This is a genomic window from Nakamurella sp., from assembly GCF_044224575.1.
Taxonomy (GTDB): Bacteria; Actinomycetota; Actinomycetes; order Mycobacteriales; family Nakamurellaceae; genus Nakamurella.
Genome location: NZ_JBGAKE010000012.1, coordinates 47,791 through 68,743, shown reverse-complemented (window position 1 = coordinate 68,743; position 20,953 = coordinate 47,791). Strand labels below are relative to the sequence as shown.

The window sequence follows — 20,953 nt, the reverse complement described above, 5'->3', positions numbered from 1 at the left end:
CTCTGATGACCATCCACCCATCGCCGCTCGGACGGCGCTTCCGGGAATGGCCGAGCTATGGCCGGTAGGGCGGCGCGACTCCCCACCCCCACCGAGGCACCGGGGCGTGTTCGACGACGTCGGCGCCGGCCCGCGAGTTGGCCAACGCCAGCCGGGTACCCCATTCCACGTACCCCACGAACGCCGCTCGGAACTCGGGATCGGCCGGCAGCCCTGCGTCGTCGGCCGCGCGTGACATCAACCCGGCGAACCGGAACCGCTGTTCCGGGGTGATGTTCAGCCCGCGATGATGGGCCAGCATGTTCTCGTACCCACCATGCTCGTTGGTGTATCTCGCGGGCCCGCCGAAAACCTCGGCCCACCACAGCGTCACATGCGCCCGGTGCTGCTCGCCGACCCCGCCGGGGAACAACGGGGCGAGCAGATCATCACCTTCCACCCGGTCGTAGAACGCGTCGATCAGTCGCCGCAACGCCGCCGTGCCACCCACCCAGTCGTGCAGGCTCGGCACCGGGTCATCGTTCACGGGGCCGACGATCCCATGCCGGGCCAGCCGGATCGCCACATGTTCGTCCTGGGCGTACCGCCGACCATCGGCTGCCGGATCCACTCGTTCGAGCGGGAACCGGTCCGCAACGCGACCGCCCCGGCCGAGTCGGCTGCGGGTCTGCGTCGACTACTTCAGCGGATCAACCGCGGCTGGACGACGGGGTGCGCCTACCGGCCGGGAACCATCTCAGTCATGCTGCAAGCCCGACCGAACGATCCCGACCCGAGGAGCAGCCTTGAGCACACCGGCCACCCCCACGCTTGCGCTGTCCAACGGAGACCGTATCCCGCAGGTCGGCCTGGGGACGTGGCCGATGGACGACGCCACCGTCGAACGGGTGGTGCCGACCGCGGTCGAGGCGGGGTACCGGCTCTTCGACACGGCAGAGAACTATGAGAACGAACGCGGGGTCGGCCGTGGGCTGCGTGCCACGGGTGTTCCGCGGGAGGAACTCTTCGTCACCACCAAGTTCAACAAGAAGTGGCACAGCGTCGACGGCGTCCGGCAGGCGTGCGAGGCGAGCCTCGAGCGGCTCAACCTCGACTACCTCGACCTGTTCCTCATCCACTGGCCCAACCCGGACCAGGACCGGTACGTCGAGGCCTTCCAGGGGCTGCTCGAGTTGCGGCGCACCGGTCTGGTGCGTGCGATCGGTACGTCGAACTTCACCCCGGCGCACCTGCAGAGGTTGATCGACGAGACCGGATCGGCACCCGAGGTCAACCAGCTGCAGATCAGCCCATACGTCGTACAGGAGAAGGGGCGGGCCTTCGCGGCCCAGCACGGGATCCTGGTCCAGTCGTGGTCACCGCTGGCTCGAGGGCCCGGACTTCGCTCGGAGCCCGTCGTCACCGAACTGGCCCACAAGTACGGGCGCACGCCCGCCCAGATCGTGCTGAGGTGGCACATCGAGCTCGGGCTGGTGCCGGTGCCGAAGTCCGAGGATCCGCAGCGGCTGCGCGAGAACATCGCCGTGTTCGACTTCACTCTCACGCCCGAAGAAGTCGCCCAGCTCGCCGCGCTGGACCGCGGCACCGAGTTGGTGCTCGACCCCGAGACTTTCGGCCACTGAACGGAGGTGGGCCGGTTCAGTCGCCAGGAGCTTCTGGGCTCGTCCATCGCTGAGCCGGCCCTCAGCGGCCACGTCCGGAAGTCGCTGATATAGGCCATGAACGGGAAGCCGACGGCGAGCTCTCCTGCTCCCAAACCAATCTCGCCTTCGAAGTCCGCGCGGCCCGAGCGCTGGCGGAGAACTGGCCGCAACGAGAGGTCGCGATCGAGATAGCCGCAGCCTGGATCGGCGACGCCGCCTCGACGCACGTGCTGGAGGGCTCACCGCTTGCGTACCCGTGCTCGGTGCGCAGGCGAATCGACGGGTGGATATTGAGCCCGCCCACCTGGTCTCAAGGCACCCAATCGACGTGGGTGGACTCGTTGCTCGACCGGGGGGTGCCCCCGGGTGGGCCGGCCGCGGAAGCAGACGGAGAACTCCTGCCGAACCTCGCCGTCGGAGAACGCGACGGCGTGATGCGGGTTCGAGAAGATCCCGACCAGCCCGTCCACGCAGATGGTCACGCCCGTCTCCTCAACGGTTTCCCGGATCGCGGTCTCGGTCAGGGTCTCGCCGAGCTCGTGACGTCCACCGGGGAGGGCGAACAGGCCGCTGTCCGTGCGGCGGATCATCAGTAGACGTTCTGATCGTCGATCACGAATGCGGAGCGAGCACTTGGACAACTGCAGCCCCCGCGAGTGTGCAGAAGGTGTCCCTTCCGCCGCGTTGAAGGGGCACCTTCTGCACACTCAGCTGACGCAGCTCGCGGAGGGCCCGATAAGCCCCCCGGCCGCGAATGAGTCTAGATATGAGACTAAGACGCCGAACGCCGAGCTCTCCCGGAGGAGACGCTCGGCGTTTGTGCTGGTCGTGGCGGTAGCGGTGGGATTTGAACCCACGGAGGAGTTGCCCCCTCACACGCTTTCGAGGCGTGCTCCTTAGGCCGCTCGGACACGCTACCGGCGGAAACTATACCGGCTGCCGAGCACGCTCAAGTCCGCCCCGGCGGTTGGCGTCCGGGAGCCGGTCGACCGGAAGCCGGGCCGACCGGAACCGGCACCTGGAAACCAACGGGGACGACACCAATGCAGCCCGAGGGCCCGCCGACCGGACCCGCACCCGGCGCGGCCACCACCCCGGACCATGGGCTCAGCCGCTGACCGACCCGCTGTCCGAACCGGCACCCCCGGACCGCAGCCGGACGAGCTCCGACACCAGCGTGACCATCTCGTCGACGTTCGCCTGGTATTGCGGTGTGCCCGTCGACGCGAGCGCATCGGGCGCGGAGGCGTTGTAGTAGAGCCCGTCCCCCATCAGCATGACCATCTGGGCGACGGTCCGATCCCCCACCGCGGTCTGGACCGCGTCGTACCAATGCCGCTGCACCCCGGCCAGGGCCTCCCGGGCGCTGGCGTGCGAGCGCAGCCGGGTCGCCGCGACCAGGGTCCGGTCGAACGGGGTGTCGGCGAACTGCGAGGTGCGCAGGAAGTAGGCGACGACCCCTTCCGGCGCGGCCCGCATCAGCGCGTCGTCCTGCGCCGCGCGGGCATGCATCCGGTCCAGCAGGCCCTCGACCATCGCGTCCCGCGACGGGAAGTGGTAGATAAGGCCGCCCTTGGACACGCCGGCCTCGCGGGCGACGGCATCCAGGGTGGCGGCCCGTTCCCCGCGGTCGACCAGCAGCCGCTCGAACGCGTCGAGCACCCGGTCCCGGGCGGCAGGGGGTGGCGGCACGGTCACCACGGTATAGCGGCGACCCGTGCCGGGCGGGTCCGGGCGGCCGAGGAAGGGCCGCCCGGCCGGGGCAGCCAAATCATCCAGGGGGTAACCGGCTCGAGGGAGCGCGGGGCCGGTGTGATGCCGGGAATGCCGGAGCAACCCACCTTGTTACTATACCGTCTGGTCGGTATAGTTAACCGTACAAGCAAGATCAACCTGGAGCTGTGAAGAAATGACCTCGACCATGCACCAGCGCGCCGGCACGGCGTCAGGCGCGCCGGTCACCACCTTTGATATCCGTACCCCGGAAACCAACCAGGGCCGCGCAGGCGCCCGCGAGTGGATCGCGCTCGCCGTCCTGATGCTGCCCGTGCTGCTCGTCGCGGTCGACGCGACGGTGCTGTCCTTCGCCCTGCCGTCGATCTCCCAGTCGCTGGCCCCGACCGGCACCCAGCTGCTGTGGATGGTCGACATCTACCCGCTGGTGCTGGCCGGCCTGCTCGTCTCAATGGGCAGCCTGGCCGACCGGACCGGTCGCCGCCGGCTGCTGCTGATCGGCGCCGTCGGGTTCGCCGCGGTCAGCGCGCTGGCCGCCTATGCGCCCAGCGCGGAATGGCTGATCGCCGCCCGCGCGGCGTTGGGCTTCTTCGGCGCGATGCTGATGCCGGCCACGCTGTCGTTGCTGCGGAACCTGTTCGTCGACCGGCAGCAGCGCCGGCTGGCCATCGCGATCTGGGCGGCCGGCTTCTCCGGCGGCGCGGCGCTCGGCCCGATCGTCGGCGGCTTCCTGCTCGAGCACTACTGGTGGGGCTCGGCCTTCCTGATGGCCGTCCCGGTGCTGGTGCTGCTGCTGATCCTGGCCCCGGTGTTCGTGCCGGAGTCGAAGGACCCGAACCCGGGCGCCATCGACGTGGTCAGCATCGCGCTGTCCCTGCTGACCATGGTGCCGCTGGTGTACGCGATCAAGTCGATCGCCCACGACGGGCTGTCGGCCGCCGCGCTGGGCCTGGTGGTGCTGGGCCTGCTCGCCGGCTCGACCTTCGTCCGCCGGCAGCTGACCCGGGCCAACCCCATGCTGGACGTCCGGCTGTTCCGGCGGTCGGCGTTCACCGGCGCAGTGCTGGCCAACCTGCTTGCCGTGTTCGCGCTGGTCGGGTTCCTGTTCTTCGTGGCCCAGCACTTGCAGCTGGTGCTCGGCTACAGCCCGATGGAGTCCGGCCTGATCCTGCTGCCCGGCCTGCTGGTGACGATCATCGCCGGCCTGGCCGTGGTGCCGCTGGTCCGGGTGCTCTCGCCGCGGATCGTCGTCGCCGGCGGTCTGCTGATCAGCGCCGCGGGGTACGTGGCGATCCTGTTCACCGCCGACGACCCGTCCGCGTGGGGCCTGGGCCTCGCGTTCATGCTGCTGTCCCTGGGCATCGGCGCCGCGGAGACGATCTCCAACGACGTGATCGTGTCCAGCGTCCCGGCCGACAAGGCTGGCGCGGCGTCGGCGATCTCGGAGACCGCCTACGAATTGGGCGCGGTGCTCGGCACCGCCGTGCTCGGCGGCATCCTGTCCGCCGTGTACGCGGCCCAGGTCGTCGTCCCGGCCGGTCTCGACGCGGCCGCCGCGACCAGCGCCGGCGAGACCCTGGGCGGGGCCACCGCGGTGGCCGCGACCCTGCCCGAGCCGGCCGCGGCCCAGCTGCTGGAATCGGCCCGGCACGCGTTCGACAGCGGCGTGGTGTTCACCGCGGCAATCGCGGTGGTTCTGGTGCTGTCGGCGGCCGCCCTGGCCTGGATGACCCTGCGCGGCAAGGGCGCCGAGAGCTGATCGGCACAGATCACCTGCTGCGCACCGGTTCGCTCACGAGGGGCCTGCACGCTGGTCATCCCCCGCCTCGGGGACCCGAGCGAGGAACCATCCCGCTGCTGGGTTTCCGAGCTACCCGCTCCAGGCGCCGGGCCGACGGCGTGCCGGCTTCACTAGCATCGGCCCAGGCCTGACGGGTCAGACGGGGCGTGTCGGGCGGGAAAGGGAGCTGATGTCCGATCAGGAAATCGCGGTAACGGTCGACAACTTCGTCCGCGCCGAGACCGACGTGATGTTCGACAGTGTCGTGTCCGACGCCGGGGGTACGGGGAAGTGGACGATCCGCCGTGCGCCCACCCCCCTGGACCACCAGCCGATCATCCGGCTCAACCGGGACACCCTCTACAGCGGCACCGTGGTCGATGTCTCCCAGGGCGCGACGCTGACGCTGCCCGACCCCGGCGAGCGGTACATGTCGGCGATGGTCGTCAACCAGGACCACTACATTCCGCTGCTGATCCACCGGGCCGGCACGTTCGAGTTGACCCCGGACGTGTGCGGGTCGGCGTTCGTCATGATCGGTATCCGATTCCTCGTCAACCCGGACGACCCGGCCGACGTCGCCGAGGTGAACCGGCTGCAAGACCGCTGCCAGGTCACCTCGGTCGCCGGGGGCGACTTCGCCCACCCGGCGTACGACGCAGCCGATCACGCCGAGGTGCGCGGGCATGTACTGGCCCTGGCCAAGGGACTGCCCTCGTTCCACGGCGCGTTCGGCGACCGGACCGAGACCGACCCGGTGCACCACCTGCTCGGCGCCGCCGCGGGGTGGGGCGGGCTGCCGGAACGGGAGGCGATGTACATCAACGTGGAGCCCGGTCTCCCGGTGGGCGACTACACGTTGACCGTCGGCGACGTGCCGGTGGACGCGTTCTGGTCGATCTCGGTCTACAACAAGGACGGCTACTTCGAACCGAACGACCGGCACGTCAACACCGTGAACAGTGTCACCGGCGTCGCCAACCCCGATGGCACCACGACCGTCCGGTTCGGCTCCAGCGATCGGCCCAACACGATCCCGATCACCGAGGGCTGGAACTACCTGGTCCGGCTCTACCGGCCCCGCCCGGAAGCGCTGACCGGCGCCTGGGCCTTCCCGGGCATCCAGGCCGCGCCGCCGGCCGGCGACGGTGCGTCATGACCGCGCCGCTGCCCGACCTGGCCCGGACGGCCTACCTGTACGGGTTCCCGCTGGTGTTCAACCTCGACCAGGTCGCCCGCTACGTGGCCACCGGCATCGGGAAGAACCCCGCCGCGGACTGGAACACCTTCAGCCACGCCCGTTCCCTGGCCGGACCGGCCGACACGTTCGTGACGATCAACAACGACACGGTGTACTCGATGGCCCAGCTCGACCTGGGCGTCGGCCCCATCCTGTTGCAGGTCCCGGAGACCGCCGGCCGCTATTTCGTGCTCCAGTTCGTCAGCGCCTGGACCGACAATTTCGCCTACATCGGTCACCGCGCCACCGGCAGCAGCGCGGCCCGCTACCTGCTGGTCCCCCACGACTGGACCGGCGACCCTCCCGTCGACACCACGGTGGTGCGTGTGCCCACCCGGATCGCCTCGATCGTGGGCCGCTGGGCGGTCAATGGCGACGACGACCTGCCCGCGGTCCACGCCCTCCAGGACGCGACCACGCTGACGCCGCTGGACCCCGCGGCGGTCCCGGCCGGGCTGCCCGAACCGGGGCCGTCCGGATCGCCGGCAATGGGTTTCTGGGCCAAGTACCGGACCTGGAGTCAGGCCTTCCCCCCGGCGCCGAGGGACCGGGACCTGCAGCAATCGTTCGCTCCGCTGGGCCTGACCGGCCACGCGCCGCTCGAGTCCGCGGCGCTGGAGTCTGCGGCGCTGGCGTCCGGTTTTGCGGCCGGGGAGCAGACGCTGGAACAGCTGCTGGCCTCCGGTGGCGGCAACGCCCTGGTCAACGGCTGGAACCTGACCTACCACTCCTTCGACTACAACCTCGACTTCTTCGAGGTCGGCTCCCTGGACGACCCCCGATTCAAGATCAACGACCCCCAGCGCCGGATCGTGCAACGGGCCGGCGCGGCGTTGGGCGGGCTGTGGGGCAACCAGGCGTTCGAAGCGGCCTACATCGCCACTTATATCGATGACCGGGGCGAACCGCTCAGCGGCGAGCGCACCTACCGGCTGCACCTGGACCCCACTCCCCCGGTGAGCGCATTCTGGTCGCTGACGATGTACGACGTGCCGAACTACTACCTCGTCGAGAATCCGATCAACCGCTATTCGATCGGCGACCGCACCGCCGGCCTGGTCTACGAGGCCGACGGGTCGCTCGTCATCACCATCTCCCATGCCCGGCCGGCCGATGCGACCGAGCGAGCGAACTGGCTACCCGCCCCCGCCGGCGCGTTCCGTCCGGTGCTCCGCATGTACGAACCCGACCCGGCCGTCCTGACCCAGCAGTACCTCGTGCCGGCCATCCGGCGGGTCGACGCGGCGCCCTAAAGCGGTGCGCCGGGGAAACGGGCTGGGCCGCACGGCATCACGCCGGGACCATCGGGGCACCCCGACCCCGACGTCCCCGAAACGACCCCCGAACGACGCCGAACCCCGGCGAGCAGACAGCCATTGGCTGCTCACCGGGGTTCGTCTGTCGTCGTTCCGGGCCCGCCGGCCCGGCCGGCCGGCCGAGCTGAGCTGAGCGAGGGCCGGCCAGGGGATCGGGGCTACGGGATCAGGATCGCCCGGCCGCGCACCTTGCCGGCATCCAGGTCGTCGATCGCCTGCTGGAAGTCGTCCAGCTTGTACTTGGCGGTGTGCAGGGTGACCTTGCCGCGGGCGGCCAGCGCCATCAGCTCGACCAGGTCGTTGTAGGAGCCGACCAGGTTGCCGATGATGTTGCGCTCGGTGGAGATGATGTCAATGGTGGCGATGTCGACGTTCTCGCCGTAGCCGACCACGTGGTAGTCGCCGGCCCGCCGGGTCATGGCCAGGCCCTTGGCCGTGGAACCGCCCTCACCGACGAAGTCGATGACCTGCTCGGCGCCGTTGCCGCCGGTGAGGTCCAGCACCTGCTGCACCTCGGTCCCGTCGGCGACGACGGTGATGTCGGCCCCGATCTCCTGGGCCAACTTGAGCGCGTCCGGGTTGCGGTCGACGACGATCAGGTCGGCCGGGGAGAGCGCCTTGAGCACCTGGATGCCGATGTGGCCGAGGCCGCCGGCGCCGATCATCACGCAGCGGTCGCCGGCGCGCAGCTTGCGGGCCGCCTTGGCGGCGGCGTGGTAGGCGGTCAGCCCCGCGTCGGCGAGGGCGGCCACGTCGGCCGGCTCCAGCGAGTCGTCGATCTTGACGACGCTGCGCGCCGATGTCTTGAGGTACTCGGCGTACCCGCCGTTGGTGTCGATGCCCGGGAACTGCGAGTTCTCGCAATGAACGTCGTCACCGAAGCGGCAGGCCCGGCACAGGCCGCAGGTGATCAGCGGATGCATGATCACCTTGTCGCCGACCGTGACGTTGGTGACGGCACTGCCGATCGCGTCGACCCAGCCGGCGTTCTCGTGCCCGATCGTGTAAGGCAGCGCCACGTGGGTCTTGGGCTCCCATTGGCCTTCGAGGATGTGCAGGTCGGTCCGGCAGACGCCGGCCCCGCCGATCCTGACGATCACGTCGAACGGCCCGGTGACCTCGGGCTTGTCGATCTCGGTCAGCTCCAGATCCTGGTGGTAACCGACCACTCGTACTGCTCGCATGCGCTGAACTCCTTCGTTCGGCATCGGATGGTGGGCCGGCCGCGGGGCGCGCGTGCGGCACCCATCGGCGTGGCCACCACTGGCCCGCACACGGCAGTGGGCACGGACCAGGGGCCTGAGGTGGGCGGGCGGTCGTCGCGACCGACCCTGATGTCGGCGGGCGGACCACCGACCGTCGTACGTGCAACTCAGTGTGCACGGGAATTGGATCGTGCGCAATAGACATGACCGAACTTGTGCACACTTGTCTGTACAAGTTCGCTCGTCGGGCCGGACGGAGTCAGCCCAGCGAGGCCCGGACCAGCGGCGCCACCTCGGTGCCGAGCAGCTCGATCGCCCGCAGGGAGTCGGCCTGCGGCACGCTGGACAGGTCCATCTGGAAGCCCTGCCGGTCGTGTGCGAGCACCCCGTGCAGGTCCACGATCCGCTGTGCCACCTGGTCGGGGGAACCGATGAAGTACGCCCCGCCGGGCGCCGCCTGGGCGTCGTAGGAGGCGCGGTCCGGCATCGGAAACCGGCGCTCGCGGGAGATCCGGCGCATCGAGTCCAGCCAGTACGGGAAGAACCTTTCGGCCGCCCGCCCGTCGTCGGTCACGAAGCCCATGCCGGACACCGCGACCTCCTGGGTCGCGCCGGGTCGCTCGGCCTGCGCGAACGCCCGCCGGTACAGGTCGACCAGCGGGGCGAACCGGGCCGGCTGACCGCCGATGATGGCGTAGTTGACCGGCAGGCCGAGGAGGCCGGCGCGGACCGACGACTCGGGATTGCCGCCGGTCGCCACCGAGATCCGCAGGTGCTCGCCGACGCCGGGCTTGGGGTAGGGCCGGGGCAGGATCACCGCGCGGTCCAGGGCCGGCCGGAACTGCCCGGACCACGTCACCGGGTTGCCGGCGTCGATCTGCAACAGCAATTGGATCTTCTCGTCGTACAGTGCGTCGTAGTCGGCCAATTCGGCCCCGAAGAGCGGGTAGGACTCGATGAACGACCCCCGACCGGCCATCAGCTCCACCCGGCCCTGGGAGATGAGGTCGATGGTGGCGAACTGCTGGTACACCCGCACCGGGTCCTCGGTGGACAGCACGGTGACCGCGCTGCTCAGCCCGATCCGGGAGGTCTGCCCGGCCGCGGCGGCCAGCAGGGTGCCCGGCGCCGAGACCGCGTAGTCCGGGCGGTGGTGCTCGCCGATGCCGAAGAAGTCCAGCCCGACCTGCTCGGCCAGCCGGATCCGTTCCAACAGGTCGGCCAGCCGCTGGGCCGGCGAGGTGCGGGCGCCGGTGACCGGATCGGGGTGGATGTCGCCGAAGCTGTAGACGCCGAGCTGCATGGGGCTCATTCTCCCGTCCGGCGGTGGGTGGCGAAGAACTCCCGCAGCAGGGCCGCGCACTCGTCCTCCAGCACGCCCCCGCGGACCTGCACCCGGTGGGTCAGCCGCCGGTCGCGCAGCACGTCCCACAGTGACCCGGCCGCCCCGGTCTTGGGTTCCCAGCAGCCGAACACGACGGTGTCGATCCGCGCGAGCCCGATCGCGCCGGCGCACATCGTGCAGGGTTCGACGGTGACCGCCAGGGTGCAGCCGGTCAGGTTCCAGCTCGCGGCGCCGGCCGACGCGGCGCGCAGCGCGACGATCTCGGCGTGCGCGGTCGGATCCCCGGTCGCCTCCCGGCGGTTCCAGCCCTCGCCGATGACGGTGCCGGCCGCGTCGACCACCAGCGCCCCGATCGGCACGTCCCCGGTGGCCGGTGCCCGGCGGGCCAGCCGCAGGGCCTGCCGGATCAGCGCCTCGTCGGCGGCCCGTCGCGCGGTCATCAGCCGCCTACGACCGGGCGGTCAGACCTTCTCGAGGATCTTGCCGAACGCGTCGGCGAACCCGCAGCGGGCGGCGATCATGGTCAGCTGCTCGTCCGGGTAGAGGTCGACGTCGTCGACGATCAGCTGCATCTCCTGCTCGGACAGGCCCAGGTCGGCCAGCAGGCCGAGATCACCTTCCGGCCAGGGATCGTCATCGACCTCGTCGTCCTCGGGCATCTGGACCTGCAGCAGGTCGAGCACGTCGGCGGCGATGTCGTAGTCCAGGCCCGCGGTCGCGTCGGACAGCAGCAGGGTCGCCCCGCCGGGGATGGGCCGGACGATGACGAAGAACTCGTCGTCCACCGCCAGCATCGCGAACACCGGACCGCTGGAGGCGACCCGGCGCAGGCCGGTGATGACGCCGTCCAGGTCGTCGAGCAGCTCGGGCGCGAGCAGCGAACAGCGCCACGTGGTGTCCTCGCGGGTCACCGCGACCCCGAAGCCCTCGGTGGTTGTCGTCCCGGCAGCGCTCACCGGGAGAACGTTACGGCCTTCCCGCCGCGGGGGCCACGCCGCGGTCCCCCGAAGGGGTCGCCGGGTCGCGGCGGGCGGGCACCGGCGATGATGGCGCCATGCACGCCGGCGCGCCGTCCACCGATCTCGCGACGTTGCTGCCGCCGGCGTTGTGCGTGCTGGGTCTGGGCCTGATCGGCGGATCGCTGGCCCGCGCCGCCCTCCCGTTCGTGCCGGTCACCGGCTGGTCGCCCAGCCTGGCCACCCGGGACGCGGCCGGCGCCGACGGACTCACCGTGGCCGAGTCGCTCCCCGCGGCGCTCCGGGCGGCCGCCCATCAGGACGCCCTGGTCGTCCTCGCCGCGCCCGTCACCGCCTTCCGCAGCCTGCTGCGCGAGGTCGCCGAGCACGCGCCGGCCGTCCGGTTGACCGATGTGGCCAGCGTCAAAGCGGCGGTGGCCGAAGAGGTGTCACAGATCGCGCCGGACGCCCGGTACATCGGTTCGCATCCGATGGCCGGCACCGCGGAATCCGGCTGGGCCGCCGGCGACGCGACGCTGTTCGACGGCGCCGCGTGGGTCACCTGCCTGACCGACGAGTCCGACCTGGCCGACTGGTCCGCCGTCGCCGCCCTGGCCCTGGCGCTGGGCAGCCGGGTGGTGCCGACCGAGGCGCAGGCGCACGACTCCGCGGTCGCCCGGATCTCCCACCTGCCCCATGTGCTGGCGCTGGCACTGGCCCAAGTAGGCGCGCAGGGCGGTGCGTTGGCGCTGTCCCTCGCGGCCGGCTCGTTCGCCGACGGCACCCGGGTCGCCGGCACCCGCCCCGAACTGATCCGGGCGATGTGCGAGACCAACCGGGAGGCGCTGGTCGCGGCGCTGGACGATGCCCTGGGGTTGATCGGGGTGGCCCGCGGCTCGCTGGGCTCCACCGGTTCGCTGTTCAAACTGACCGAGGGCGGGCACGCGGCCCGCGCTGAGTTCGAGGCCCGGGACGCCGGGCTGGAGCCGATGACGCTGTCCGGTGACGACCTGATCGAGCAGCTGCTCGCGGTCGGCGCGGCCGGCGGGTACGTCACCGACCTGCGCGGGCCCGCCGCGGACCTGCGGATCGACGTCCGCTACCCCGACCGGGACTGACGCCGTTTGCCGGATCGGCAACTCTCCTTGCCATCCGGTCCAGGGTCTGGGCACGCTGACGGCATGACCCATCAGCACACTGCGCACGCCCAGCCGCCCGATACCGATGATCCGACCGAGTTCTGGGAGGGCCGGTACGGCGAGAAGGACGCGATCTGGTCCGGCCGGCCCAACCGGACGCTGGTCGACACGGTCAGTGACCTGACCCCCGGACGGGCCCTGGACCTGGGCTGCGGCGAGGGCGGCGACGCGATCTGGCTGGCCGAGCGGGGGTGGACCGTCACCGGGGTCGACATCTCGCCGACGGCCGTCGCCCGGGCCACCCAGGCCGCCGCCGACCGCGGCCTGGCCGCCAGCTTCCGGACCGTCGATCTGGAGACCTGGCGCACCGACGAGACCTTCGACCTCGTGACGGCCTGCTTCCTGCAGTCCCCGCTCGCCTTCGGCCGGGAGCAGGTGCTGCGCCACGCCGCCGGCCTGGTGGCCCCGGGCGGCCATCTGCTGAGCGTCGCGCACGCCGCGGCCCCGCCGTGGTCGGGCCTGGCCGGCGACCCGACCATCGTCTTTCCGACCCCGGCGGGGGACCTGGCCGCCCTGGCCGTGGGCGCCGACTGGGACGTGCTGATCGCGCAGGTGCGCACCCGCCCGGCCACCGGGCCCGACGGGCAGCAGGCGACCCTGGACGACTCGGTGGTGCTGGTCCGCCGCCGCCCCTGACCGATTCCGCCCCCGCCCATCCCTGTTGATCATGGGCTGAGGGCCGTTCTGAGCGAGGCGGAACGGCCCCCAGCCCATGATCAACAGCGGGAAGGGGGTGGGGGTGGGGGTGGGGGTGGCGCCGCGATCAACGGCCGGTCGGCGGCGGCCCGGTCAGGCGGGTCCGCGGCCGGACCAGGTCCACGCATAGGCGCCGTCGTCGACGGCCCGGCCGCCCTCGCCGAGTTCGAGCGGGCGGAAGGTGTCGACCATGACGGCGAGTTCGTCGAAGTAGTCCTTGCCGAGCGCAGCCTCCACCGCGCCCGGCTGCGGGCCGTGCGAGTGCCCGCCGGGGTGCACGCTGACCGAGCCGGGCCCGATCCCGGAGCCCTTGCGGGCCTCGTAATCGCCGGCGACGTAGAACATGATCTCGTCGCTGTCCACGTTGGAGTGGTAGTACGGCACCGGGATGGCCAGCGGGTGGTAGTCGACCTTGCGCGGCACGAACGCGCAGATCACGAAGTTGGTGCCCTCGAACACCTGGTGCACCGGAGGCGGCTGATGGACCCGCCCGGTGATCGGCTCGAAGTCGCGCACATTGAACGTGTACGGGTACAGGCAGCCGTCCCAGCCGACCACGTCGAACGGGTGGTGCGGGCCGACCACGATCGACCCGACGATGCCGCTCGGCCCGTTGCCACGATGCTTGGTGAACACCGGGACGTCGACCCCGTCCACCGACAGCGGCGCGGTCGGGCCGTGCAGATCCCGCTCGCAGTACGGTGAATGCTCCAGCAACTGCCCGAACCGGGACAGGTACTTGCGGGGCGGCCCGATGTGGCTGTTGCCCTCCACGATGTAGGCGCGGAGCACCCCGTCGGGCAGCCAGCGGTGCACGGTCGCGCGCGGGATCATTACGAAATCGCCGGACTCGACCGGCAACTCGCCGAACACCGTCTGCACGGTGCCCGACCCCGCCTCCACGAACACGCATTCGTCACCGATCGCGTTGCGGTACAACGGGCTCGGCGCGGTGGCCACGACATACGAGAGGCGCACGTCGCCGTTGCCCAGCACCAGCCGGCGGCCGGTCACCACGTCGATCCCGGCACCGCCGATCACGGGGCCGATGGCGGGGCCGGTGCCGGCGCCCGGACCGGTGCCGAGGCCGGGGGCGAACAGGTCGTGCAGCTTGAGGTGTCGCGGCAGCAGTGGGTGATTCGGCGTCGTGCCCAGGTCGGGCAGCTCCCAGATCCGGGCGTCGACCATCGCCGACGGGATGCCCCGGTGGTAAAGCAGCGACGAGTCGGAGGAGAAGCCCTCCTCCCCCACTGCTCCTGAGGTCTATGGTTCCGCCGTGAGTTCGTGGGTGTCCGGTGCCGCCGGGTCGGGGTTCGAGGAGGACCACCTGCCCTACGGGGTCTTCGATGCCGGGACCGGCCGTCGGGTGGGCGTCCGGATCGGGCACGATGTGCTCGACCTGGCCGCGGTGGCCGAGGACTCCGAGGTGTCCGTGTTGCTGGCCGCCGGGACGCTCGATCCGCTGCTGGCCGCCGGTCCCGCCGCCTGGTCCGCGGTTCGGAGTCTGGCCCATGAGTCGGTGACGAATCCGGCCCGCCGCGGAGCCGTGGAGCCGCACCTGCACCCGGTCGATTCCGTCCGGATGTTCCTGCCGTTCACCGTGGCCGACTACGTCGACTTCTACGCCAGCGAGTGGCACGCCACCGCGGTCGGCGCGATGTTCCGGCCGGACGCGGATCCGTTGCCGCCCAACTGGAAACACCTGCCGATCGGCTACCACGGGCGGGCCGGCAGTGTGGTCGTCTCGGGCACCCCGATCGTCCGGCCGCGCGGACAGGCTCGGCTGCCCGGCGCGGCGCCGACGTTCGGTCCGACCCAGCGGCTGGATCTGGAGGCGGAGCTGGCATACGTGGTTGGTACCGGGTCGCCGCTCGGCACGCCGGTGCCGACCGAGGCGTTTGCCCGGCACGTGTTCGGTGTCTGCCTGCTCAACGACTGGAGCGCCCGGGACATCCAGGCCTGGGAGTACCGGCCGCTCGGCCCGATGCTCGGCAAGTCGTTCGCCACCTCCGTCGGCGCCTGGATCACCCCGCTGGCCGCGCTCGCCGCGGCGCGGGTCGACCCGCCGCCGCGCACCCACCGGCTGCTGCCCTACCTGGCCGACGGCGCCGGCCTGCCGTGGGGACTGGACCTCTCCCTGGCCGTCGAGGTCAACGGAACCGTGGTCAGCCGGCCACCGTTCGCGACGATGTATTGGACCGGCCCGCAGCTGATCGCCCACCTGACCAGCAACGGGGCGGCCCTTCGCCGGGGGGACCTGCTGGCCTCCGGCACGGTGTCCGGCCCGGCGCCCGACGAGGCCGGGTCGTTGCTGGAGCTGTCGGCCAACGGCACCCGGCCGGTGCCGTGCGGCGGCTCCAGCCGGACCTTCCTGCTCGACGGCGACGTCGTCACCATCGCCGCGACGGCGCCATCCACGGGCGGGGGGCGGCTGCGGCTCGGCGAGGTGACCGGCACCGTCCGGCCGGCCCGCGACTGACCACACGGTCACAGGTTCCCGCGGGCCGCCTGCTCCCGCTCGATCGATTCGAACAGCGCCTTGAAGTTGCCCTTGCCGAAGCCGAGGGAGCCGTGCCGCTCGATGATCTCGAAGAAGATGGTGGGCCGGTCGCCCAGCGGCTTGGTGAAGATCTGCAGCAGGTAGCCGTCCTCGTCCCGGTCGACCAGGATCCGCCGCTTCTTCAGCTCGGCCACCGGCACGCGCACCGCACCGATGCGCGCGGCCAGTTCCGGGTCGTCGTAGTAGGCGTCCGGGGTGTCCAGGAACTGCACCCCCCGCTCGCGGAGAGTGTCGACGGTGCGCAGGATGTCGCCGGTGGCCAAGGCCAGGTGCTGGCAGCCCGGGCCGGCGTGGAACTCCAGGTACTCGTCGATCTGCGACTTGCGCTTGCCGACCGCCGGCTCGTTCAGCGGGAACTTCACCCGGTGGTTGCCGTTGGCCACCACCTTGCTCATCAGGGCCGAGTACTCGGTGGCGATGTCGTCGCCGACGAACTCGGCCATGTTCACGAAACCCATGACCCGGTTATAGAAGTCGACCCATTCGTCCATGCGGCCGAGCTCGACGTTGCCGACCGCATGGTCCAGCGCCTGGAACAGCCGGCGGGGCTCCTGGGTCGAACGCCGCCGGACCGGTTCGACCGTGCGATAACCGGGTAGATACGGGCCGGTGTACCGGCGCCGGTCGATCAGCGTGTGCCGGACGTGGCCGTAGGTGGCGATCGCGGCGCTGCGCACGGTGCCGTGCTCGTCGGACTCGTCATGCGGCTCGACCAGGACCCGGGCGTCCTGCCGGCGGGCCTGCTCGATGCACCGGTCGACGTCACCGACCTCCATCGCCAGGTCGACCACCGCGTCCCCGTGATCCCGGTGCACGTCGAGCAGCGGGCTGTCCGGGGCAACCCCACCGGTCAGCACGAACCGGGCCGATCCGGACTTGAGCACGTACGAGACATCGCCCCGGTGACCGGTTTCCGGCCCGCGGTAGGCGACCAGGTCCATCCCCCAGACCGCTTGGAAGTATTGCGCGGACTGGGTGGCGTTGCCGCACACGAAGACCACCGCGTCCATGCCGACCACCGGGAACGGGTCGTCGGCGACGTCGTGGTCGACCAGGCCGACCAGATCGCGCAGGGCGTCGTCGGTGGGTTCGTCGGTTTCGGCCGCGCGCCGGGATTGGGCAGGGAGGGCGCGGGTGGTCGCCCCCATCGAAAGAGTCATGTGAATCCGCCTTCGCGTCAGTGCGGTCGTTGGATTCGGACCATGATGGGCAGGGCGCCCGCTGATGAGCAATACTGAGCTGATCCGCGCAGCATCATGCGCACTTTGCTCACTGCATGCGGACAATCGCTGAGCTATTTGCTCAGCCCTGAAGGGACTGCCGATGCCGATCGACCGGCTGGACGCGCAGATTCTCGAGCTGTTCTCGGCCGAACCCCGGGTGGGCGTCCTGGAGGCCGCCCGACGGATCGGCGCCGCACGCAACACCATCCAGGCCCGGCTCGATCGCATGCAGCGCAGCGGCGTCATCGCCGACCTGGCGCCGACCGTCGACCCGGCCGCCCTGGGCTTCCCGGTCACCGCGTTCGTCACCGTGGAGATCGCGCAGGGCCGCGGGCGGCGGGCCGTCGTCGACCACCTGGCGTCGATCCCGGAGGTGATCGAGGTGCACACCATCACCGGTGCGGCGGACCTGCTGGCGCAGGTGGTGTCCCGGGACAACGCCGACCTGCAGCGGGTGATCGACGACGTGGTGCGCGATCCGGCGGTGGTCCGGGCGTCGACCGCGATCGCGCTGGACACCCCGGTGCGGCACCGCACCGGGCCGCTGGTGCGCAGCGTGGCCGGACGATGATCGACCTTCCTCGACCCGCACTCGTCGTGCTCGTCGGACCGGCCGGTTCGGGCAAGACCACCTGGGCGCACACCCACTTCGCGACGAGTGAGGTCGTCTCGGCGGATGCCCTGCGGGCGATGGTGGGCAGCGGGGAGGGTGACCTGGATGCTTCGGTCGACGCGTTCGCCGTGCTCGACGCGGTCGTCGCGGCCCGGCTCCGGCGCGGGCTGACCACAGTGGTCGACACCCTGGGCCTGGATGCGGCCCGCCGCAGCGCCGTGGTCGACCTCGGCCGGACCGCCGGCCTGATCTGCGTCGCGGTCGTCTTCACGACCGCTATCGAGGTCTGCCGCGCGCGCAACCGGGCCCGCGATCGGCCGGTGCCCGCGCCGGCGCTGCGCTCCCAGCATCGCCGCACCGGCGAGATCGACCTGGCGGCAGATGGATTCGACCGGATCCTGACCGTGGACACGGGACCGGAAGCCGCCGCTCCTGCCGTCCCCGCGATCGCCGGCCCGGCCCCGGCCGGGACGGGCCTGCGGTTCGGCCTGCAGGTGTCGGCGTTTCCGTGGGGCACGGACCCGCGCGGCTGGCTGCGGGACGTGGCGGTGGCGGCCGAGCAGGCCGGGTTCGCGGCGCTGTCCGTCATGGACCATCTGCTGCAGATCCCGCAGGTCGGCCGGGTCTGGGACCCCATCCCCGAGGCGTACGTGACGCTCGGGTACCTGGCCGGGGTGACCGAGCGCATCGAACTCGGGCCGCTGGTCACGCCGGTCACGTTCCGTTCCGCGCCGCTGCTGGCCAAGATGCTGGCCACGCTGGACGCCGTGGCCCCGGGCCGGGTGTTCTGCGGCCTCGGCGCCGGCTGGTTCGCGCGTGAGCACGCCGCATACGGCCTACCCGGCACTGGGTTCGGGGCGAGCGAGTTCCCGCCGGCCCGTGCCCGACTCGACGCCCTGGCGGAAACGATCGGCACGCTCCGCGCGTTCTGGGGGGCCGGGACCAAGCCGCACGGACGGTTCCCCGAAACCACCTGCTACCCCCGACCCGGGCACATCCCGATCCTGGTCGGTGGGGGCGGGGAACGCCGCACCCTCCGGATCGCCGCCACCCTGGCCGACGGCTGCAACCTGCCGTCGACGGCCGACCTGGACCACAAGCTGGCCGTCCTGCGGGAGCATGCCGCCGCGGCCGGGCGCCGCCCCGACGAGCTGCGAATCACCGTGCTCGACGTGCCGATCGTCGGCGCCGATCCCGACGACGTCGCGCGCCTGGTGGAGCGGCACCGGGGCCGGAGCAAGGCCACCGCCTACGCAGCGGCGCACCACGCCGGGACGCCGGACACCCACATCGCCCGGTACGACGGGCTGGCCGCGCAGGGGGTGGACACGGTGTTCGTCGGTCTGCCCGACCTGACCGGCCCGGCCGAGATCGACCGCTTCGGGGAGATCGTCGCCGCCTTCGTCTGACCCCCGGGCGAGCCTTACCGCGCGGATCAACTACGCCGGCGCGGATCAACTCGCACCAAAAGTGACTGGTGGGACGGTTGTCGACGACTTCATCCGCGCGGGCCGGCTGTGGACAACTGCGCGGATCAACTCGGCCCGAATGGGACGGGTGGGACGGCTGTCAACGACTTCGGCCGCGCCTGCGTAGTTGAGCCGCGCGGCACCAGGGGCGGGGGGTCGTTGAGCCGCGCGGCACCAGGGGCGGGGGGTCGTTGAGCCGCGCGGCACCAGGGGCGGGGGGTCGTGGAGCCGCGCGGGAGCGGCGCCGGGACGGGGGCGGGGTCAGCGGGCGCGGCGGACCCGGGCGACGGCCCAGTCGGGTTCGTCGGACAGCCGCACCCGACCGTCGGTGTCGAAGATCAGGTAGGCGTCGAAGGTGCGGGCGAACGCGCGGTCGTGGGTGACGGCGACGACCGTGCCGTCGAACGCGTCGAGGGCCTGTTCGAGGGCCTCGGCCGAGTGCAGGTCGAGGTTGTCGGTGGGCTCGTCGAGCAGCAGCAGGGTGGCGCCGGACAGCTCCAGCAGCAGGATCTGCAGCCGGGCCTGCTGCCCGCCGGACAGGGTCTGGAACTGCTGCTCGGAGGAGCGGGCCAACCCGTACCGGTCGAGGACCCGGGCCGCCTGTTCGCGGCCCATCCCGGAGCGGCGCTCGTCCCCGCGGTGCAGGATGTCCAGCAGGGTGCGGCCCTGCCATTCGGTGTGCCCGTGGGTCTGCCGGAAGTAGCCGGGCCGGACCCGGGAGCCGAGCACGACCGATCCGGTGTGCGGCACCGGATCGACCGGCTCGTCCGAGACGGGGCGGTGCTCCACGTCGGGGTCGGAGCCGCCGGCGGCGAGCAGCCGCAGGAAGTGCGACTTGCCCGATCCGTTCGACCCCAGCACGGCGACCCGGTCGCCGTAGTGCACCTCCAGGTCGAACGGCCGCATCAGACCGGTCAGCTCGAGCCGCCGGCAGACCAGCGCCCGCTTCGCGGTCCGGCCACCGGCCAGCCGCATCGACACCCGCTGCCGGTGCGGCACCGCCAGCGGCGGCCCGGCCGCCTCGAACTTGGCCAGCCGGGTCTGCGCGGCCTGGTACCGGGAGGCCAGCCCGTCGTTGTAGGCGGCCTTGGTCCGGTACATCAGCACCAGCGCCTTGAGCTTGGCGTGTTCCTCGTCCCAGCGCCGGCGCAGCTCCTCCAGCCGGGAGTTCCGGTCCTCCCTCGCCTGGTGATAGGTGGCGAACGAGCCGCCGTGCACCCACGCGGTGGCGCCGGCGGCCCCGGGTTCGAGCGTGACGATGCGGTTCGCCGCGTTCGCCAGCAGCTCCCGGTCGTGCGAGACGAGCAGTACCGCCTTGGTGGTCGCGGCCAGCCGTTGTTCCAGCCATTGCTTGCCCGGCACGTCCAGGTAGTTGTCCGGCTCGTCCAGCAGCAACACCTCGGCCGGGCCGCCGAGCAGCAGCTCCAGCACCAGTCGCTTCTGCTCGCCGCCGGACAAGCTGGTCACGGAGCGGAACTTGGCCCGATCGTATGGCACCCCGAGCGCGGCGACAGTGGCCTTGTCGAAGGCGGTCTCGTGCCCGTAACCGTCGACGTCGGCCCAGTCGGCCAGCGCCTGGGCGTAGGCCAGGGCGACCGGGTCGCTGTCGTCCTCCATCATCCGCAGCTCGGTCGCGTCGACGGCGGCAGCGGCCAGCCGGACCGGGTCCGGCGACACCGACAGCAGCAGATCACGGACCGTCGAGTCGTCCCGGACGGACCCGATGAACTGCGGCATCACGGCCAATGACCCGGAGACCGTCACCGCGCCATCGTCCGGCGTCAGGGTTCCGGCGGCGAGGCGGAGCAGCGTCGTCTTGCCGGTGCCGTTGGGGCCGACCAGCGCCGTCGCTCCCCCGGCCTCGGCGCCGGCGCCGACCCGGAAGGACACGTCGGACAGCAGCGGTCGCCCGTCCGGCAGCGCGAACGACACGACGCTGAACTCCAGATGGCCCATGGGCGTCGAGGGTGAACG

19 protein-coding genes and 1 tRNA gene are annotated in these 20,953 nt (G+C 71.5%); 9 read left to right on the top strand and 11 right to left on the bottom strand.

Going from position 1 to position 20,953, the window contains the following annotated elements; all coding sequences use genetic code 11:
• Positions 1–55: 55 nt before the first annotated feature.
• Positions 56–526, bottom strand: a complete 471-nt coding sequence (locus ACILSK_RS14940) for a group II truncated hemoglobin (RefSeq protein ID WP_395727963.1) — start codon at positions 524–526, stop codon at positions 56–58.
• 259 nt (positions 527–785) lie between these two features.
• Between ACILSK_RS14940 and ACILSK_RS14935 the strand changes: the two genes are divergently transcribed.
• Positions 786–1,622 carry an aldo/keto reductase gene (locus ACILSK_RS14935; protein WP_395727962.1) on the top strand — a complete coding sequence of 279 codons (837 nt, stop codon included), beginning with the start codon at positions 786–788 and terminating at the stop codon, positions 1,620–1,622.
• A gap of 260 nt (positions 1,623–1,882) precedes the next feature.
• On the opposite strand, the gene ACILSK_RS14930 is transcribed toward ACILSK_RS14935, so the two are convergent.
• The 3 genes from ACILSK_RS14930 to ACILSK_RS14920 all read right to left on the bottom strand — a co-directional run bounded on the left by ACILSK_RS14930 (position 1,883) and on the right by ACILSK_RS14920 (position 3,335).
• On the bottom strand, positions 1,883–2,233 hold the full coding sequence (locus ACILSK_RS14930; protein ID WP_395727961.1) for an NUDIX hydrolase: 351 nt from the start codon (positions 2,231–2,233) through the stop codon (positions 1,883–1,885).
• Between the two features lie 239 nt (positions 2,234–2,472).
• Positions 2,473–2,562: transfer RNA gene (locus ACILSK_RS14925), tRNA-Ser, on the bottom strand.
• Positions 2,563–2,750: 188 nt separating this feature from the next.
• Entirely contained in the window at positions 2,751–3,335 is a 585-nt protein-coding gene (locus tag ACILSK_RS14920; RefSeq protein ID WP_395727960.1) for a TetR/AcrR family transcriptional regulator, read from the bottom strand.
• Between the two features lie 217 nt (positions 3,336–3,552).
• On the opposite strand from ACILSK_RS14920, the gene ACILSK_RS14915 reads away from it, so the two are divergent.
• The 3 genes from ACILSK_RS14915 to ACILSK_RS14905 all read left to right on the top strand — a co-directional run bounded on the left by ACILSK_RS14915 (position 3,553) and on the right by ACILSK_RS14905 (position 7,650).
• Positions 3,553–5,136: an MFS transporter gene (locus ACILSK_RS14915; RefSeq protein ID WP_395727959.1), complete on the top strand. Its 1,584-nt coding sequence runs from the start codon at positions 3,553–3,555 to the stop codon at positions 5,134–5,136.
• Positions 5,137–5,347: 211 nt separating this feature from the next.
• Positions 5,348–6,316, top strand: a complete 969-nt coding sequence (locus ACILSK_RS14910; protein WP_395727958.1) for a DUF1214 domain-containing protein — start codon at positions 5,348–5,350, stop codon at positions 6,314–6,316.
• A complete protein-coding gene (locus ACILSK_RS14905; protein WP_395727957.1) occupies positions 6,313–7,650 on the top strand; it encodes a DUF1254 domain-containing protein in 1,338 nt (445 codons plus the stop codon). Before ACILSK_RS14910 ends, ACILSK_RS14905 begins: the two co-directional genes overlap by 4 nt.
• A 221-nt stretch (positions 7,651–7,871) precedes the next feature.
• Here ACILSK_RS14905 and ACILSK_RS14900 read toward each other — a convergent pair whose 3' ends face one another.
• The 4 genes from ACILSK_RS14900 to ACILSK_RS14885 form a co-directional block, all read right to left on the bottom strand.
• Positions 7,872–8,897, bottom strand: coding sequence for an NAD(P)-dependent alcohol dehydrogenase (locus ACILSK_RS14900; RefSeq protein ID WP_395727956.1), 1,026 nt, complete (start codon positions 8,895–8,897; stop codon positions 7,872–7,874).
• Positions 8,898–9,177: 280 nt separating this feature from the next.
• A complete protein-coding gene (locus ACILSK_RS14895; protein WP_395728072.1) occupies positions 9,178–10,221 on the bottom strand; it encodes an LLM class flavin-dependent oxidoreductase in 1,044 nt (347 codons plus the stop codon).
• 5 nt (positions 10,222–10,226) lie between these two features.
• On the bottom strand, positions 10,227–10,703 hold the full coding sequence (gene tadA / locus ACILSK_RS14890) for a tRNA adenosine(34) deaminase TadA (RefSeq protein WP_395727955.1): 477 nt from the start codon (positions 10,701–10,703) through the stop codon (positions 10,227–10,229).
• A gap of 21 nt (positions 10,704–10,724) precedes the next feature.
• Positions 10,725–11,219 carry a tRNA adenosine deaminase-associated protein gene (locus tag ACILSK_RS14885; protein ID WP_395727954.1) on the bottom strand — a complete coding sequence of 165 codons (495 nt, stop codon included), beginning with the start codon at positions 11,217–11,219 and terminating at the stop codon, positions 10,725–10,727.
• 98 nt (positions 11,220–11,317) lie between these two features.
• On the opposite strand from ACILSK_RS14885, the gene ACILSK_RS14880 reads away from it, so the two are divergent.
• Both ACILSK_RS14880 and ACILSK_RS14875 read left to right on the top strand, forming a co-directional pair.
• The gene (locus ACILSK_RS14880; protein WP_395727953.1) at positions 11,318–12,337 is read left to right on the top strand and encodes a prephenate dehydrogenase; all 1,020 of its coding nucleotides are present in this window, start codon (positions 11,318–11,320) and stop codon (positions 12,335–12,337) included.
• A 63-nt stretch (positions 12,338–12,400) separates the two neighbouring features.
• Entirely contained in the window at positions 12,401–13,054 is a 654-nt protein-coding gene (locus tag ACILSK_RS14875; RefSeq protein WP_395727952.1) for a class I SAM-dependent methyltransferase, read from the top strand.
• Positions 13,055–13,207: 153 nt separating this feature from the next.
• On the opposite strand, the gene ACILSK_RS14870 is transcribed toward ACILSK_RS14875, so the two are convergent.
• Positions 13,208–14,365 carry a homogentisate 1,2-dioxygenase gene (locus ACILSK_RS14870; RefSeq protein ID WP_395727951.1) on the bottom strand — a complete coding sequence of 386 codons (1,158 nt, stop codon included), beginning with the start codon at positions 14,363–14,365 and terminating at the stop codon, positions 13,208–13,210.
• Positions 14,366–14,390: 25 nt separating this feature from the next.
• Here ACILSK_RS14870 and fahA point away from each other — a divergent pair, with 25 nt between their 5' ends.
• Complete coding sequence (gene fahA, locus ACILSK_RS14865; RefSeq protein WP_395727950.1) at positions 14,391–15,593, top strand: fumarylacetoacetase; 1,203 nt, start codon at positions 14,391–14,393, stop codon at positions 15,591–15,593.
• A gap of 8 nt (positions 15,594–15,601) precedes the next feature.
• On the opposite strand, the gene hppD is transcribed toward fahA, so the two are convergent.
• Entirely contained in the window at positions 15,602–16,834 is a 1,233-nt protein-coding gene (gene hppD / locus ACILSK_RS14860) for a 4-hydroxyphenylpyruvate dioxygenase (protein ID WP_395727949.1), read from the bottom strand.
• Between the two features lie 163 nt (positions 16,835–16,997).
• Between hppD and ACILSK_RS14855 the strand changes: the two genes are divergently transcribed.
• Both ACILSK_RS14855 and ACILSK_RS14850 read left to right on the top strand, forming a co-directional pair.
• The gene (locus ACILSK_RS14855; RefSeq protein WP_395727948.1) at positions 16,998–17,468 is read left to right on the top strand and encodes an Lrp/AsnC family transcriptional regulator; all 471 of its coding nucleotides are present in this window, start codon (positions 16,998–17,000) and stop codon (positions 17,466–17,468) included.
• On the top strand, positions 17,465–18,919 hold the full coding sequence (locus ACILSK_RS14850) for an LLM class flavin-dependent oxidoreductase (RefSeq protein ID WP_395727947.1): 1,455 nt from the start codon (positions 17,465–17,467) through the stop codon (positions 18,917–18,919). Before ACILSK_RS14855 ends, ACILSK_RS14850 begins: the two co-directional genes overlap by 4 nt.
• 321 nt (positions 18,920–19,240) lie before the next feature.
• Here ACILSK_RS14850 and ACILSK_RS14845 read toward each other — a convergent pair whose 3' ends face one another.
• The gene (locus tag ACILSK_RS14845) at positions 19,241–20,935 is read right to left on the bottom strand and encodes an ABC-F family ATP-binding cassette domain-containing protein (RefSeq protein ID WP_395727946.1); all 1,695 of its coding nucleotides are present in this window, start codon (positions 20,933–20,935) and stop codon (positions 19,241–19,243) included.
• Positions 20,936–20,953 lie beyond the last annotated feature (18 nt).